Raw genomic sequence first — 15,161 nt, forward strand, 5'->3', positions numbered from 1 at the left:
CATCGGGATGGCCTGGGGCTTGGCCCTCCGTAACCCCTTCCGCACCCACCAACAGAGGAGACCACCATGTTCAGCATGACACGACGCACACTGCTTGGATCCGCCGCTGCCGCTGCTGCCTTCGGCCTTGCCGGCAAGCTTGAATTCACCCGACCGGCCTTTGCCGAAACGCCGGTGGAGCCGACAGTCGGTTTCTACAAATACAAGGTCGGCGACATCGAGATCACCGCCATCTACGATGGCATCTGGCGCAAGCCGCATGACCCGGCCTTCATCAAGGATGTTTCGGTCGACGATACCAAGGCAGCACTCGCCAAGGCGGGGCTGACCACCGACTTCATGCCCATTCCGCTCACCGTCGTCGTGCTCAAGATGAACGGCAAGCTGATCATGATGGATGCCGGCTCTGGCGTCGGCCAGTGGCAGACCAATGCCACCCATCTGCCGGCCAACATGGCCGCAGCCGGTATCGACTACAAGGCGATCGACACCATCATGATTTCGCATTTCCACCCCGACCATGTCTGGGGCCTGATGGAAAAGGGCACCAACGCGCCTGTTTTCCCGAATGCCGAGCTCATCGTGAACGCCACCGAATACAATTGGTGGACCGATCCCGGCCGGTTGGCCAAGCTGCCCGAGGGCCGCAAGCCGGCGGGCAAGCGCATCGCTGAAAACTTCCCGAAATGGAAAAACTGGAAGCTGGTCGATGACGGCGCCGAGGTGGCGCCCGGCATCCATATCATCGCCGCGCCCGGGCATACGCCCGGCCACTCGGTCTACCTGGCCAACTCCGGCAACGAGCAGATCATGATCTCGGCCGACACCATGTATGTGCCCGCCCTTCTGGCGCCGCATCCAGAATGGCAGGGCAGCTACGACCAGGACGGGCCGACGGCGATCACTACGCGCCGCAAGATCATCGACCGCGTGATTGCCGACAACATCCGCATCTCGGGCTCGCACTTTCCATTCCCGGGCACCGGCGTCTTCGTCAAGGACGGCAACGCCTACGGCTTCGCTCCGGTCCAGATCTGAGGCCGTTTGGAAACTCTACTCTGGCGGCCATCTGAAGGCGTTTTCTGCACTTCTGTTGCTCACGGACCGGACGTCCGCTGCGCTACGGTTCTCGAATCCACCATCAGCTGACTCGCCAGAGCGAATTTCGAAACGGTCTTCTCAACGCTAGCACTCAACCCAAGCGAGAAAGACAATGAAACATTCTGTTTTTGGCAAACATGCCCTGTTCGGCCTGCTCGGCGCCGTTGCGGTGCTGACCGTGGTTCCGGTCGCGACCATCATGCCCGCCTATGCCGTCGACGACATCGAGGGCGCTGACGCGCCTGACCTCACCGCCGTCAAGGCCAAGATCGAGGCCAAGGACTATACTGGCGCGCTGGCCCAGCTGCGCGACCTGGCGCAGGACACACAGCAGCCCGACGTCTACAATCTGCTCGGCTTCACGCTGCGCAAGACCGGCGACTACAAGACCGCTCTGACCTACTACACCAAGGCGCTGGAGCTGAAGCCCGACCACAAGGCCGCCCGCGAATATCTGGGTGAGCTCTATGTCGAGACTGGCGATATGGCCAAGGCCAACGAACAGCTGACGTCGCTGGAAAAACTCTGTCCGGCCGGCTGCGAGGAACTGTCGGACCTGCAGAAGGCCATCGACACCAAGGTGACGAAGTAAGGCCCAGAGGGCTGTTCCTCGCCCCCACGAATGTGGGGGAGAGGTGGCTCGGCGAAGCTGAGACGGAGAGGGGGCTTGGCGCCGCGCCATCCCTCTTAAGCACCATAGTTTGGGCGCTCGTGGCTGGCGCCCATTGCCGGAGCCGGCATCCCCTCCCTTGCGCTGGCTCCGGCCTTTTTCAATCAGACGCTTGGCAGCGCCATTGCGCCTGTCCGACCGGACGCGGCGCCTGCCTGTTAGAAAAATTGGAGCCCGACCATGACACCGACTGAACTTGCCGCGAGGCTGCACCTCCTCGCCACGAAGCTATACGCTGGGGATGTGACCCTCCTTGCCGGCCGCCTGCTGCTTTCCCTGCTCTTCCTGCATGAAGGCCTGACACTGGCCACCCATTTTGACGGCGCCGCCAAGGCGATGGCCGCGCTGGGCGTCAGCCTGCCGCTGTTTGTTGCCACGGTTGCGCTGCAACTGGGGGCAGGGCTCTCGGTCGGGCTGGGCCTTTTGACGCGGCTGGGCGCCATCGGTCTCGGCCTGTTCTGCCTGGCAACGGCGACACTCTTCCACACCAACTTCGCCAACCAGAACGAATTGCTGCATTTCGAAAAGGATCTCGCCATTGCCGGTGGCATGTTCGTGCTGGCCATATCAGGCGCCGGCAGGATTTCGCTGGACAGGGTGCTCACTGGTTTCGTGAAGCCCCGGCGTGGCGACAAAGACACCGTCGACGCGCTCATGGCGGCCTATCCCCAGCACGGCGAGACCAGCCTGCCAATCTGAAAGTGCCATGACATTTGTGCTCCCGGGCAGCGTTCGGCGCGCTTCGCGGCTGCATTCAACGCAAAATTCCACGCTTGCGGTGGTTGGTACCACGTGCCTTCCCACGCCGGTGCAAACACCACGGCCCTATGATTGGCCAACAGCGTACGAAGGACCAACACGACCGTACGCTGAAGCTGCCGCCGCAAATCCGAAGGCATCGCGGTTGGCTGGTTTCGCCCGAGAGCAATCAAGGGACGGCCTCATGAACGCGGTGCGGGCGGCGCGTGGCGGCCAAATGTCAACTTTCAAAGATGGAGCTTGAAATGAAAAAGATCGTTTTGGCCATTGCCACGGTTTTGCTTGCCTCCGGCACGGCTTTCGCCGGCAGCGACAACTATGGCACGGACTACATCCCTGGCCCCGACGCCTATCCGAGCAGCAGCGTCTACCATTCGATGGGGTCCGATGGCGCCAATGCGCTCGACCTCAGCGGCACGAAGAGCATCGGCACTGCCAACAGCGCACCGGCCCTGGGAGGAAGTGCGAACTCCGACATGTCAGCCGGCTATGGCCAGGGAATCTGGGGGCACTGACAACAAGGCCGGCCGGGAACGGCCGACATCCAGGCGGTGGGCTCGCCCGCGAGCCAGCGCTGCCCAGCGCCTCGCGCATCCCAGCAACTGACCCACGATCACGCAGATTTTTTGGATCATTCGGACAGGTGCGGCGTTCCTCCCTGACGCAACGGAGGAATGATCATGGGCGACGAACGGCATGAGAAGATCCAGCAGCGAGCATACCAGATCTGGGAACGCGAAGGCGGCGGCGATCCCGAGCGGCACTGGCATCAGGCCGCGGCCGAGATCGACCGGGAGGCGGCACTGCCGCTGACGGCCGGCGATGCGCTGCCGGAGACAAGCGAGATCGCCAGCTCAGACGTCCTGGCGGTCGAGGCGCTGGCAATGCGCACCGGCATATCGGGTGACGAGGCGCAGGAACTGATCGACAGGCTGGGCCACGATCGCGCGGCGGTTGAGCAAGCCGCGCGCAACCTCAAGGGCAAGCGGCGGTCCTAGGGAGAGACGGATGATCAGGAAACTCAAGGACGGAAAATACCGCCTCTATTCGCGCAAGAAAGACGAAAAGACCGGCAAGCGGCGCAACCTCGGCACGTTTGACACGCGTGAGGCGGCGGAGAGGCATGAACGCGAGGTGCAGTATTTCAAGCGGCACTGAGGGGTGGTGGGTCACGCCGTGACCCATTTCCACCATCGCACGAGACTTAAACCGCCTCTTGGTTAACAAACGCCAAGACGACCACGCGCGGAGCAACGCAGTAAGAGAGGCTGACCTTGCGGCCGCCTTTGGTCGTCGCTCGGCCTGCGTTGAGGTCCACTTCTATATCCTCATAGCCCAAGACCTCGCGATCGAGCGGATAAACCGCCTTGTAGACCGCTTCCTTGGCGCAAAACAGGAGGCGACCGGCAAGACCCGGGTCCGCTGCGTCTGTCCGGTCCGCAGGGGTCGCAACGAGCGCGAGGAGGTCTTGCGGCAAGGGTTGGGCGGGCTCGACATCGATGCCAAGGGAGCGGATGTCGGTAACAGGCGCAACCGCCGCTACGGCCATTTCGTCGTCATGGGCGAGCGAACCGGTTATCCCGCCGGGCCAGACCGGCGTGCCGGATGGCGCGCGCAGGATGGCGAAGTCGTTGACACCAACATCCTCCAGCAGTCCGTGTGCGATCCAGCGGGCCGCTCCGCTTGCGCGCCGCATGGCCGGCTGGCGCGCGGGGATGGAGCGTGCTTCCTCTGGCAGCAGGTGGGCCTCGTCTCCGTCTTGTATGACCCGGCATCCGATCCGGACACTTTTGGGCGCGATAGCGACCATCGCCTGCAGCAGGGATGTTTGCGCAAGCGCGCTTTCAGGGGAGGGCGGCCGCGTCAACGATCATCCGCCGCGAAGGCGAGGTCGGCGATCATTTCTCCATCCTCGTCGAGCCCTTGTTCCACGAAACCGGCGGCACTGTAGAGCTGTCGTGCTGCTTCATTGTGGGGTTCGTAGCAGATTGAAACGTGCCTGATGTGGCCGAGCTTTCTGATTTCGTCCAGCAGTTCACGCAACGCCGCCTTGCCGTAGCCTCTGCCCTGCCAAGTGCGGTCGATCATGAAGCGGTAGATCCGTGCTTCGTCGTCATCCTGCGGCGCCTCGTACATCAGGAAGCCGACGACACGATCCCCAGCCATCACGACGCGGGGCCGCGCGTCACTGTCAGACATGGCTTCGTCCAGGGACTCCGCATTGCTGGCGACGAGATCCATCTGGTCGGGGGCCAGTTGCAGGGACGTGACCAAGGCCCGGTTGGCCTTGGTCACGGAGGCGAGACGAATTTCTGCGGCCTTCAAGCCGATGCCCTGGAGGCATCGTCCGTGACCGGCTCCACGAACCGATGCAGTTTGGCCGGATTGCCCCGCCAGATGGAGTTGGGCTCCAGCTCTTCGCCCTTCATCACGAACGAGTCGACATCGACCACCGATCCTTCGCCCATCACGACGCCGTAATGGACGAATGCGGAAGGTCCAAGCGTGCAGCCTTTGCCGATGCGGATGTAATCGGACTTGAACGCGCCTTCTTCCAGCGAATGGGCCTGGATGACGCAGCCTTCATTGAGCGTGACGTCATCGCCGATCTCGACCAGCGAACGCTCGGTCAGGTTGCTGCCGCCGTCATAGACCCGCTTGCCGACCTTGACGCCCAGCATGCGCAGGATCATCGGCCGGAACGGCGTGCCGGCAAACAGACGCACGATCGGCGAATCCGCAAGCTTCCAGTGGCGTTCATGGCGCCAGAAGGCGACGTCGTAGATCGTCGTCATCTGCGGCTTCAGCCTGCGAAAACCAAGGCTTGCCCGTTCGACAAGGATGTAGAACGGAATGGTGATCGCGGACGTCAAAAGCACGGCGACGAAGAGCGCGACCTCCGCCCATTCGGTGTAGTAGTTCAGCGCGCGGTCCCAGATCGCCAGTGTGGCGAACAGCATGACCCATTGCGTTGCTACGAACAGCAGGATCGTCACCATGTTGTGGCGGTTCTTGAGCGGGATGCGTCGGCGGCGGTCGTCCTCGTCGACACCGGCGATGAGTTCCTTGTCGCGGTTCACCATGCGCGGGATTTCAAAGGAAGGCGAACCGAGAAGGCCGACATTCTCGCGCAATGGCCCGTCGATGGGGATCATCACCTTGGTGCCGAGCAGGACGTTGTCGCCCGTGCGTCCATCCGGCGGGTAATAGATGTTGTTGCCGAGATAGTTGCGCTCGCCTATCCGCGTCGGCTCGAGCCTGAATGCGGAGGCGGACTTGTGCATGTTGATCATGAAAAGGCCGTCCGACACCATGGTCTCGGTGCCGATCTCGCACAGGAGCGGGTTTTCGTGCTGCTGGTTGCTGCCGAAGTTGGAACCGGTCTGCACCACCTTGTTGAGGTTCCAGCCGATGGCGCGCATGTAGTGCACGATTGCCGAACTGTCGCCGAACAGGAGGCCGAGGACGCGGGAATTGCTCGAGAATTCGGCGGCCGTCTGCAGCCAGTAACGGAAACCGTAGAGCGTGTAGGTGCGGCCTGGCTTCAGGATCAGGCTGAACAGGCGCGGCACCAGCGTTGCCGCGAGAAAGGCCACGGCGATGTAGCCGACAAGCGTGACCGTGGTGCCGATCGCGACAATGCCGATGGTCTCCTGATAGTCGTCGCCGACGTTCTCCCAATAGCTGTGGAACAGGAGCGGCAGCGGGGTGACGATGGCAAACAGGCCAATCAGCTGGACCGCTTCGAAGAGGAAGCGCCGGATGTTGGACGGATCGACGTTGCGCACCTTGCAATAGTCCGCCGTGGTCGGCACGGCCGGCGATCCATGCCAGCGTTCGCCGTCGGGGATGCTCTGCCCGCGGTGCAGCGAGGACGAATGGCCGAGCTGGGCGCCGTCGCCGATGCTGGTGTCGATGTCGAGGGTCGAGCCGACGCCGACGAAGGCATCGCGGCCGATGGTCAGCGGGCCGGTGTGGATGTAGCCGGACTGGGCCCTGAAGCCGAGGATCATCGATTCCTTGCGCAGGATGGTGTTGGCGCCGATCGAAATGAGGTCGGTGCAGACGGGCACCGATTTCGATTCGATGACGGCGTTCTTGCCGAGTTTGGTGCCGAGAAGCTGTAGATAGAAACTGTAGAGCGGGCTGCCCCGGAACAGCACGACGGGTGCGGTTCGGATCAATGTCTTGACGACCCAGAAGCGGTAGTAGCGCAGGCCCCAGATGGGAAACGCCTCGGCCTTCCAGCGGCCGATGAGGACCCATTTCGCGATGACGGCGAAGCCCGACATGCCGAAGAACACGGCGGCCGAAAGCGCCACGCAGCGCAAATAGAGCTGCAGCGGATTGTCGAGCGCGTCATACATCCAGTTGAGGCCGTCATTGAACGCCCACAGCGCCACATAGCTGTAGAGTCCGTAGAACAGGAGCTGCGCCGCGCCGCAGGTCCAGTAGGCAAAATTCGACGCCTTGCGGGTGAGAACGCGCTCATTGGTGGCCGTCGTCATCCCCTCCGCCACGCTTAGGTGTTTGGCGAGGCGCGCCACGGTCGGATAGAGATAGATTTCGCGCATCGACGTCGTCGCCCATTCCTTCCTGGTGCGCACGCGCGCGCAGAAATGGGCCATCAGCAGCGAATTGGCGCCGAGATCGTCGAAGAAGTTGTCCTCGACGGACACTTCGTCGAATTTCAGCACCGCGGCCAGTGCGTCGGCCAGGAAACGCTCGTCGTCATTGCCCGGCGGCACCATCGTGCGATCGGCCGACAGCCGGAGGCTTGTCGGTTTCGGCAGCTGGCGAAGGTCGACCTTGTTGGAGACCGTCATCGGGATCGCCGGCAGTTCCTCCAGGTAGGACGGCACCATGTAGTCCGGCAGGCGTCGCTTCATCACCTGGGCGAGATCCGCGCGGGAAATCGCCGGCAGGCCTGGTTTTGGCGCGTAGTAGGCAACGAGTTCGACGCGACCGGGCTCGATCTCCCAGGTGGTGACGGCAGCCTGCGCGATCTCAGGCTGGTCCAGCAGCACCGCCTCGATCTCGCCGAGTTCGATGCGATAGCCGCGGATCTTCACCTGGGTGTCGATGCGCCCGTTATACTCGATCTCGCCCTTGTCGTTGATGCGGCCAAGGTCGCCCGTCCGGTAGATGCGCTGCGACGGGTTGTTGGGCAGGCCGACGAAATCGGCGATGAATTTCTGGTGCGTCAGATCCGGCCGGTTGAGATAGCCGACCGCAAGCCCGATGCCGGCGATGCCGATCTCACCCAGTTCACCCGGCTCGGCAAGCTGCGGCAGCGAAGCGTCGAGAATGACGATCGAGTAGGTCGGCAACGGCGCGCCGATCGTCACCGGACTGTCGGGCGTCAGCACGCTCATGGTTGCGGTGACGGTGGCTTCGGTCGGGCCATAGGTGTTGAGGATTTGCCGTCCAGGCTTCGACCAGCGCACCACCAGATTGTGCGGGCAGGCCTCGCCGCCCACCAGCAGCGTGCGCAGGCTGGGCACGTCGCTCGCCATCGACGACAACAGGGTCGGGCTGCAGGCCATGCAGGTGATGTCATGGAGCCGCAGGAAATCCGCCAGTTCCTCGCCGACAAGAGGCATCTGGCCCGGCGCCGGCACGACCGTCGCGCCGGCGACAAACGGCACCCAGATCTCTTCGGAGGAAAAGTCGAAGGCGATGGTCATGCCCTGATAGACACGATCGCCCGGCCGGTATCCGTAGGACGCGGCGGCGACCCTGATAAAGTTGACGAAGCTCTGGTGCTTGATGACCACGCCCTTGGGTTTGCCGGTGGTGCCCGAGGTGTAGAGGATGTAGCAGGTGTCGTCCGATACAGCGGTCCTCGCATCCGGCTTCAGCGGCGCGCTGGACTGTTTGGAGATCTCGGTGGCGGCGCTGTCGATCAACAGGTGGGGAACGGGCAGTTGATCGGCTCGCGACGCGTAGGCGGCGATGGTGACGATCAGGCTGACGCTGGCGTCTTCGATGATGAGCGTCATCCGCTCCTGGGGAAACGCGGTGGCCAGCGGCACGAAGGCCGCGCCTGCCTTCATAACCGCCAGCACGGCAACATAGGTCTCCGCCGACCGGTCGAGAATGAGCCCAACGCGGTCACCCCTTCGCACGCCTCGCTTGACCAGCAGGCGGGCGAACTGGTTGGCACGGTTGTCCAGCTCCTGATACGTCCAGACACGCCCGTCGGAGATCACCGCCGGCAATGCGGCAAATGTCTCGGCGAGCTCTTCGAAGACGGTATCGAGCCGCTCACCGGGTTGCCCCTGCCGGGCAAAGTCGGCGCCCGTCAGGACCTGGCTGCGCGCGCCCCTTCCGGAGCCGTGAGCGGCCTCCACGAGCGTATCGACGATTGCCAGGCCAGTTTCCGGCTGGCTGTCCGGTCTTGCCGCGTCCAGTTCGGCGATATCGAAACCTTGGTCCATGTCCATTCTTTCCCGTCTTGGCCGAGCAACGGCTACCGCAGCCGTTTCCGGCCGCCGCGGGAGGTTATGCCATCCGATCTTTTCGCCAGTTTTTCCGAACTGTTGAATATTGTTTCTGGATTGTGTCTGGGCGCTCTTCTTGCCCTCCGCCTTAGGGCTCCGAATTCAGGTCAACAAAGGCCTGACGACGGCCAGTCCGGCGGTGTCGGCGGCTTTTGTGCTGGTGGCTTTTCGATAGGAATTTATTCTTGACATGGTGAGGGCAGCTATGCTACACATTCGTCCATGGTGCTGATTTGCGCCAATGACCCGCCGCACAGGCGGGTTTTTGCGTTTGATGCTTCGTCAACCAACGCGCCGGCGCCCGAAGGAACCCGTTAACTTGGATTTGTTGCGCTGCTCTCCCTTGTTGGTCCTTGGGGGAGGGTGAAGCCTCCGCCGTCGAGCTCCACGGCGCCCCCTCTGGCCTGCCGGCCATCTCCCCCACAAGGAGGGAGATTGGCCGGTACATCCGCTTTCGCTAACTTTCAACGTTGCAAGAAAACGCCGGCGCCGAAGCTGCCAATCTCCCCCACAAGTGGGGGAGATGGCCGGCAGGCCAGAGGGGGGCGCCGTAGGGCGCCACCTTCGTGCAGGCTTCGCGCATGGTCATGCAAATTTTTCGTCCGGATTGGCGCCGCGTTCTTCCCTGACGCAACGGAGGAACCTCAAGCCGCAGGCCTAGCGGCAAACCCACTACGGCAGCGCCCGTGCGCTCTGCCAAAGCCAGATTGCGAGCGAGCCGGATCGCCCACGGATCTGTGTTTCCACAGGCCCTTTCAGGGTACCGGATTTGAACAACGCGCAGTCGCTTCCGGCGGCATCGAGCATTTTGTCGCTCACCGCGACTTCGGCATCCTGGTCGGCCGCGATCTCCATCAGGCGGCTGGCAACGTTGACCGTGTCGCCAATGGCCGCGATGTGCTGACGGCCTTCGCCGCCGAGCCGAGAGGCCACGATCGTTCCGTGGTGGGCGCCGATCTTGAAGCCGAGCCGGGATGCGGTCGGTGCAGGCAACGACGCCAGCCAATCGTTGGTGCGGCTGGAGAGCCCCACACAACAGCGGGCGGCATTGAAGGCGTCATTTGCCGCCGGTTCCGGCAGGCCGAACAGGATCATGGCTCCGTCACCCATGAAACTCGTGACGACGCCGCCGCAGTTCGTCACTTCTTCGCCGACCAACGCATGAAAACTGTTCAGGAGTTCTCGGGTGGCGATCGGTCCCAGTGTTTCGCTCAGTCCGGTGAAGCCGGACAGGTCGATGAACAGGATGGCGGCGTCTGTCCGGACGGGCTCCAAGAGGAAGTCGCCATGCCTGGCCAGCCACTCGCCCATGCCTGGGGCTTCAACGCGTTGAAGCAATTGGCTCTGCGTTGCGAAAAATTGCGCCCGGCTCCTGCCCAGCCAAAGCTGCGCGGCACCGAACAGGATGGCAGGCGGAATGGCGGCGGTCATCGGCAGCGCGGCGCTCAGCCAGATGTGGTGCAAGAAAGCGGTCATGTTGACCACCAGCCAGACCAGGATCACGCCGGCGACCGCCGCGAGGCCGCCGGCGTTTCGCCGCCATGCCAACAGCCCGACAAGGACCATTGGCAGCACCACTGCAAAGCCGGCATCGGCAAGCCGGACATACTGGTCTCGCACGACGGCGTCGCCGGCCATCAAGTGGGCAATCGCCGTCGACATGACTTCGACGCCCGGGAGGATGGGATCGAACGGGGTCGGGTAAACATCGCCGGTGCCGGTCGCAGTGGCTCCGATCACCACAATTCGATCCAGGATCGTGCGGGGATCGAGTTGGCCATCCAGCACGGTCGCCGCGCTGATCGTGCGGATCGTGCCGCGCGGGCCATAGAAGGTCAGAGGCAGGATGTGACCAATGTCGGTCCGGATTGAGCGTCCGCCCAGCGATAGATGATCGGCTGCGATTTCTGGATCCCCTCCTGCTGCCATAGCGGCAACACGCAAGGGGAAAGACGTTTCCAGCCGATCTCCGGCCCGAAACAGCAACGGCACGAAGCGGGGCGTTCCCGTCTTGTCGGTGGCCACGTTGACGACGCCGACAGCTGCGGCATCCGAGAATGCTTTCAGCGGCCACAGAAACCGCTCGGCATTCGGCACGCCGGCGATGGGTCCGTCGCCCTTGGCCACCGTCCATTGTTCACCTCCGGGATAGACCGCCGCGGCAGCGATGACGCTCGCACTCCCGCTCAGCGAACGTGCGAGCGCCTCATCGTTGTCTTTTTCCCCGGGATCGACCAGCAGCAGGTCGAGCGCAATGGCTTTCGGTCCAAGCCGCGCGATCGTATCGACAAGCCGGGCAAGCGTGGCGCGGCTAAGGGGATATGCACCCTCGTGGCGCACCGCTTCGTCGTCTATCGCGACAATGGTGATCAGCTCCGGTGGCTTTGCCGTTCCTCGAACAAGCGTTCGAAGATCGGTCATCGTGGCTTCGACGCGGTCGAGAAACCACAAATTGCCGCGCCAGTGCGCGAAGCCCAGGCCGGCGCCCCAAAGACCCGCCAGGATGAGCGCGATCAGCGTCGGAAGCGCTCGCCTGCTCACTGCGGCTCACTGGCCGAAGCGGGCCAGCAAGGCGGAAACGCGCTTGGCGGGCCAGCGCTTGACGGTCAGCGGTCCTGTTCCGGCCTCGACGTCGACGCCATCGCCCGGCGCCAGCACCACGCCGGCTCTGGACGCGGGCCGGTTCACGGCGACGCGGCCTCTGAGGACGAAGACAGACGTCTTGCCCCCGCCGACGTCGACTGCCCATTTGGTGCCGCGCGCCGCGGCGATCGCCTGCGGGGTGACAACCGCGAAGCCAGCCGGGATCGAGCCGGCCGGAGCATCGAGCAGCAGCGCCTTGCGCCGCAATCTGACCGTATCGACCTTGCCGTTTCGATCGCGGTCCGCCAGCGTGAACCGAGCCCCACCTTCGACAATGATGGTAAGGCCTTCCTGACACCTCAGGATCTGTCGGGACGTGCCGCCCTCCGGCTCGAACGCACACCCTGCGCCCTGCGCCAGGGCGGCATCCACCCAGAAGACACCGACAAACAGGCCAGCCACCAGGCTACGGAAAAATCGGTCCCTTGCGCTCATCGATGTCCCCCTTGCTCTTGTAAATTGCTCCTGCAAAAATCCGCGGCAAGAAAATCTGCCGCCGCCAGCCGGGCGGCATGCGTACGAACCGGCACTTGCAGCCGTGTCGAGCTAAGACAGCAGAATGCCGACCGGCGATCCTAGCACGACAAAGCTGCTCCGACACCAAGCAAGGCCCCGGCCGCGATGCGAATGTCGACGAATGTCAGGCGGTGACGTTTGCTGCCGATGACGCAGTCGAGGTGCTGGAGGGACCGGCAATGACGGAGCGCCCCACGCAAGAAGGGCGAAAAACCCGGCAAGCGGGAGGGGCCTTTCGACACTCGTGAGGCGGTCGAGAAGCACGAGTGTAAGGTGCAGGCGTGTATTGACGTTCGTCTCGGCGAGCGGCGACTCAAATTTCACTGACCATTATTTTGTTGAAGTCGGTGCCGATAGGAGAACGTCTACAGTCTTGGGTTCGGACCAAAAGTGGATAGACCGTTGACGGCGGACTGCAGCAACGCAGCATTTTCCACTTTGAGGCGAAATAATTCTCAACTATGGTCCGCGAGGCTTAAGGCATGGGGGATTGCCGATGGTTTTATCACGCAGGGGTGTCGTGCTCGGCGGTCTGGCGCTGGTCGGGGTCGGTGCAACCGGCAATATTGTTCAAGCCGCGACGGCAAAATCCTTTTTCGCCGGTACCGCCATTGACAACAATTTTGTCTATCGCAAGACCAACTTCGCCAAGATCGACAAGAGATGGCATCGCCAGATCGTCAAGTATTTCAGCAGCGAGCCGGTCGGCACCGTCGTGGTCGACACCCGCCACCACTTCCTCTACCTCATCATGGAAAACAAGACCGCCATCCGCTACGGCGTCGGCGTCGGCAAGGACGGCTTCAAATGGTACGGCCGCGCGACGATCGACCGCCGCGCGCTGTGGCCGCAATGGGTCCCGCCCCCCGAAATGCGCAAGCGCAGGCCGGAGCTACCGCCCATGATCGCAGGCGGCGCGTCCAACAATCCGCTCGGGCCGCGCGCGCTCTATCTGTACCGCGACGGCGCTGACATCGGCTACCGCCTGCATGGCACGCTGGAGCCATGGAGCATCGGCACCGACGCTTCCAGCGGCTGCATCCGCATGTTCCCGGAAGACATCATCGACCTCTACCAGCGGTGCCCGATCGGCACAGCGGTGGAGGTCCTGCCGCACATCGCCGACCAGGCGCCCGCTTCCACCACTGTCGAATGATTGGCGCCTCATGAGCCGCATGATTGAAAACACGCGCCGGCTGCTCGCCGCCAGCCTGCTGGTGCTGGCCGCATCCTGCTCGACCAGCAACACGCTGGCCCCTCCCACGCCCGACGTCACCAACGCCGAGGTTGCCGGCTTCCAGAACGTGCAGCCGGGCAGCGAGGAGGATTTTATCCTCAATGTCGGCCGCCGCATCTATTTCACGCAAGGTTCGGCCGCGCTCGATTCTGTCGCCAAGGCCACCCTTGACACCCAGATCGCCTGGTTGGCAAAGAATCCGCGCTGGCTGCTCAAGCTGCAGGGTTTCGCCGACGATCCCGGCGCGAGCGAAACAGCGCTGTCGCAGAAGCGCGCCGATGCGGTGATGGACTATCTCGCCGCCGGCGGCATAGACCGCAACCGCATGTGGGCCAAGGGCTACGGCAAGGACAGGCTCGTCCGCGACTGCCCCAACTCCGCCTGCAGGTCGCAGAACCGCCGCGTTGTGTCTAATTTGCGCGATGAGAGGGACGAGTCGTAGGGGCTGCTGTTTTGCTTGTCACCAAATCAGAGTCTCACAACGCGACGACGGCATGGCTGCTTTGCGCCTCATGTCGGCCGAAGAGATTGGCTTAACCGCTGTCACCGGCGCCACACCAGAGCGGGAATCTACCCGTCTCTGCACTCCTACCTGTATCATCCGCCGCCGCCCGCTTTGGATTCCGGCATGACTTGCAGCAACGGCTGCGGCGACACTGCGATCTCTCCCGTGAAGGGCCGATCGTGGGCGAGAATCAAGAGAACGGATGCCGCCACGCCCGTCGCAAAACTTCCAAGAGCGATCGCCGATGCCATTCGGTTATCACTGTGAACGATCGCGATCGCGAGAAGAGCACAGAAGGCTTGCAGGATCAGGCAGGCCCACTTCGTGGGGTTGACTTGCGCGGAGCTGACGAGAACCCGTTGGCGACGCGCCTCGAAGGCGTCTTCAAGCCACCTCGTCATCTCGCGCTGCGCGATCTCCTGGCCGGGATTGCTTGGCGTCAAAGCCAGCGTCGTCCGCAGCGCCTCGTTAAGCGCAGGCGGGATTATGGTGACGGTCGCCGCGCCCTCGGCCATCAGTGGCCACTCCTGGCTCGTCGTTTCCTCGATATAGCTGTGCACCAGCGTCCGTAAGCGCGCCTCGGGCTCGCCCGGAAAGCTGCTCGCCAGAAGCACGACCGACCGCAATGCACTGGCCTCGCGATTGACTGCCGCATTGGCGTGATCGTTGTCGCTCCAGACCTGAGCCGCGGTGAACGCCACAAACAAGCCAAAGATGATACCGAGCGGCGGCAACATGCCAGGCGAAAGCGCCTTGAATGACCGCGCCGTGGAGCCCACGGACAGAGCGGCGATGCCTTGGTGCAAGATGAACGCGACGATATAGGTGGCCCCGAACACGACGAGAGCCATCCAGGCGAGTGGAAGAGTATGCAACCAGCCACTCATAGTAGCGCCTGCCCTCCTGAGAATTCGTCGTCAGGCGTTTGTAAGGCCGTCGTTCCACTCGTGGCAATGCCACTGTGTTCCATGCACGGGTGCAATCAGCTGCCCACGCCGGTCGAAAGACCAGCTTTATAAGCGCGTCGCAGGGAGCAATCGCCAATGCCAGAAGCCTAGAGGTACAGCGTCTCCCGATATTTGGGGGCACATGGACGCGGTAGCGCGAAAGATCCGGGACGTCGAGAAAGTGGTGGCGGAGGTCGTCAAGCATTGCCGACGCATGAGCGGCGCGGGGGCGGGGCGGATGATAGCGAGGTTATCAGAGCGTTGCCAAGGAACCCTACGG

14 protein-coding genes are annotated in these 15,161 nt (G+C 63.0%); 8 read left to right on the plus strand and 6 right to left on the minus strand.

Annotation, left to right across the window (positions count from 1 at the left end):
- The first annotated feature begins 66 nt into the window (after positions 1-66).
- From CGZ66_RS35355 to CGZ66_RS35380, 6 genes are all read left to right on the plus strand, one after another.
- Positions 67-1,038: an MBL fold metallo-hydrolase gene (locus tag CGZ66_RS35355; protein WP_095091241.1), complete on the plus strand. Its 972-nt coding sequence runs from the start codon at positions 67-69 to the stop codon at positions 1,036-1,038.
- Positions 1,039-1,213: 175 nt separating this feature from the next.
- A complete protein-coding gene (locus CGZ66_RS35360; RefSeq protein WP_095091242.1) occupies positions 1,214-1,693 on the plus strand; it encodes a tetratricopeptide repeat protein in 480 nt (159 codons plus the stop codon).
- Between the two features lie 258 nt (positions 1,694-1,951).
- Positions 1,952-2,470 carry a DoxX family protein gene (locus tag CGZ66_RS35365; protein WP_095091243.1) on the plus strand — a complete coding sequence of 173 codons (519 nt, stop codon included), beginning with the start codon at positions 1,952-1,954 and terminating at the stop codon, positions 2,468-2,470.
- 305 nt (positions 2,471-2,775) lie between these two features.
- The gene (locus CGZ66_RS35370; protein WP_095091766.1) at positions 2,776-3,045 is read left to right on the plus strand and encodes a vWA domain-containing protein; all 270 of its coding nucleotides are present in this window, start codon (positions 2,776-2,778) and stop codon (positions 3,043-3,045) included.
- Between the two features lie 165 nt (positions 3,046-3,210).
- A complete protein-coding gene (locus CGZ66_RS35375) occupies positions 3,211-3,528 on the plus strand; it encodes a DUF2934 domain-containing protein (protein ID WP_095091767.1) in 318 nt (105 codons plus the stop codon).
- A gap of 10 nt (positions 3,529-3,538) precedes the next feature.
- Positions 3,539-3,688, plus strand: a complete 150-nt coding sequence (locus tag CGZ66_RS35380) for a hypothetical protein (protein ID WP_095091244.1) — start codon at positions 3,539-3,541, stop codon at positions 3,686-3,688.
- 46 nt (positions 3,689-3,734) lie between these two features.
- On the opposite strand, the gene CGZ66_RS35385 is transcribed toward CGZ66_RS35380, so the two are convergent.
- From CGZ66_RS35385 to CGZ66_RS35405, 5 genes are all read right to left on the minus strand, one after another.
- The gene (locus CGZ66_RS35385) at positions 3,735-4,397 is read right to left on the minus strand and encodes a 4'-phosphopantetheinyl transferase family protein (RefSeq protein WP_245331360.1); all 663 of its coding nucleotides are present in this window, start codon (positions 4,395-4,397) and stop codon (positions 3,735-3,737) included.
- Positions 4,394-4,855, minus strand: coding sequence for a GNAT family N-acetyltransferase (locus CGZ66_RS35390; protein ID WP_245331361.1), 462 nt, complete (start codon positions 4,853-4,855; stop codon positions 4,394-4,396). Before CGZ66_RS35390 ends, CGZ66_RS35385 begins: the two co-directional genes overlap by 4 nt.
- Entirely contained in the window at positions 4,852-8,970 is a 4,119-nt protein-coding gene (locus CGZ66_RS35395; protein WP_425352336.1) for a Pls/PosA family non-ribosomal peptide synthetase, read from the minus strand. Before CGZ66_RS35395 ends, CGZ66_RS35390 begins: the two co-directional genes overlap by 4 nt.
- A 735-nt stretch (positions 8,971-9,705) precedes the next feature.
- A complete protein-coding gene (locus tag CGZ66_RS35400) occupies positions 9,706-11,574 on the minus strand; it encodes a CHASE2 domain-containing protein (RefSeq protein WP_095091248.1) in 1,869 nt (622 codons plus the stop codon).
- 6 nt (positions 11,575-11,580) lie between these two features.
- Positions 11,581-12,111 carry a FecR domain-containing protein gene (locus CGZ66_RS35405; RefSeq protein ID WP_095091249.1) on the minus strand — a complete coding sequence of 177 codons (531 nt, stop codon included), beginning with the start codon at positions 12,109-12,111 and terminating at the stop codon, positions 11,581-11,583.
- Between the two features lie 577 nt (positions 12,112-12,688).
- On the opposite strand from CGZ66_RS35405, the gene CGZ66_RS35410 reads away from it, so the two are divergent.
- Positions 12,689-13,348, plus strand: a complete 660-nt coding sequence (locus CGZ66_RS35410; protein WP_095091250.1) for a L,D-transpeptidase — start codon at positions 12,689-12,691, stop codon at positions 13,346-13,348.
- Between the two features lie 10 nt (positions 13,349-13,358).
- The gene (locus tag CGZ66_RS35415; protein ID WP_095091251.1) at positions 13,359-13,871 is read left to right on the plus strand and encodes an OmpA family protein; all 513 of its coding nucleotides are present in this window, start codon (positions 13,359-13,361) and stop codon (positions 13,869-13,871) included.
- Between the two features lie 155 nt (positions 13,872-14,026).
- Here CGZ66_RS35415 and CGZ66_RS35420 read toward each other — a convergent pair whose 3' ends face one another.
- Positions 14,027-14,821, minus strand: a complete 795-nt coding sequence (locus CGZ66_RS35420) for a bestrophin-like domain (protein ID WP_095091252.1) — start codon at positions 14,819-14,821, stop codon at positions 14,027-14,029.
- Positions 14,822-15,161: the final 340 nt, after the last annotated feature.

The sequence above is a fragment of the Mesorhizobium sophorae genome (assembly GCF_002270415.1).
In the GTDB taxonomy this organism is placed as follows: Bacteria; Pseudomonadota; Alphaproteobacteria; order Rhizobiales; family Rhizobiaceae; genus Mesorhizobium; species Mesorhizobium sophorae.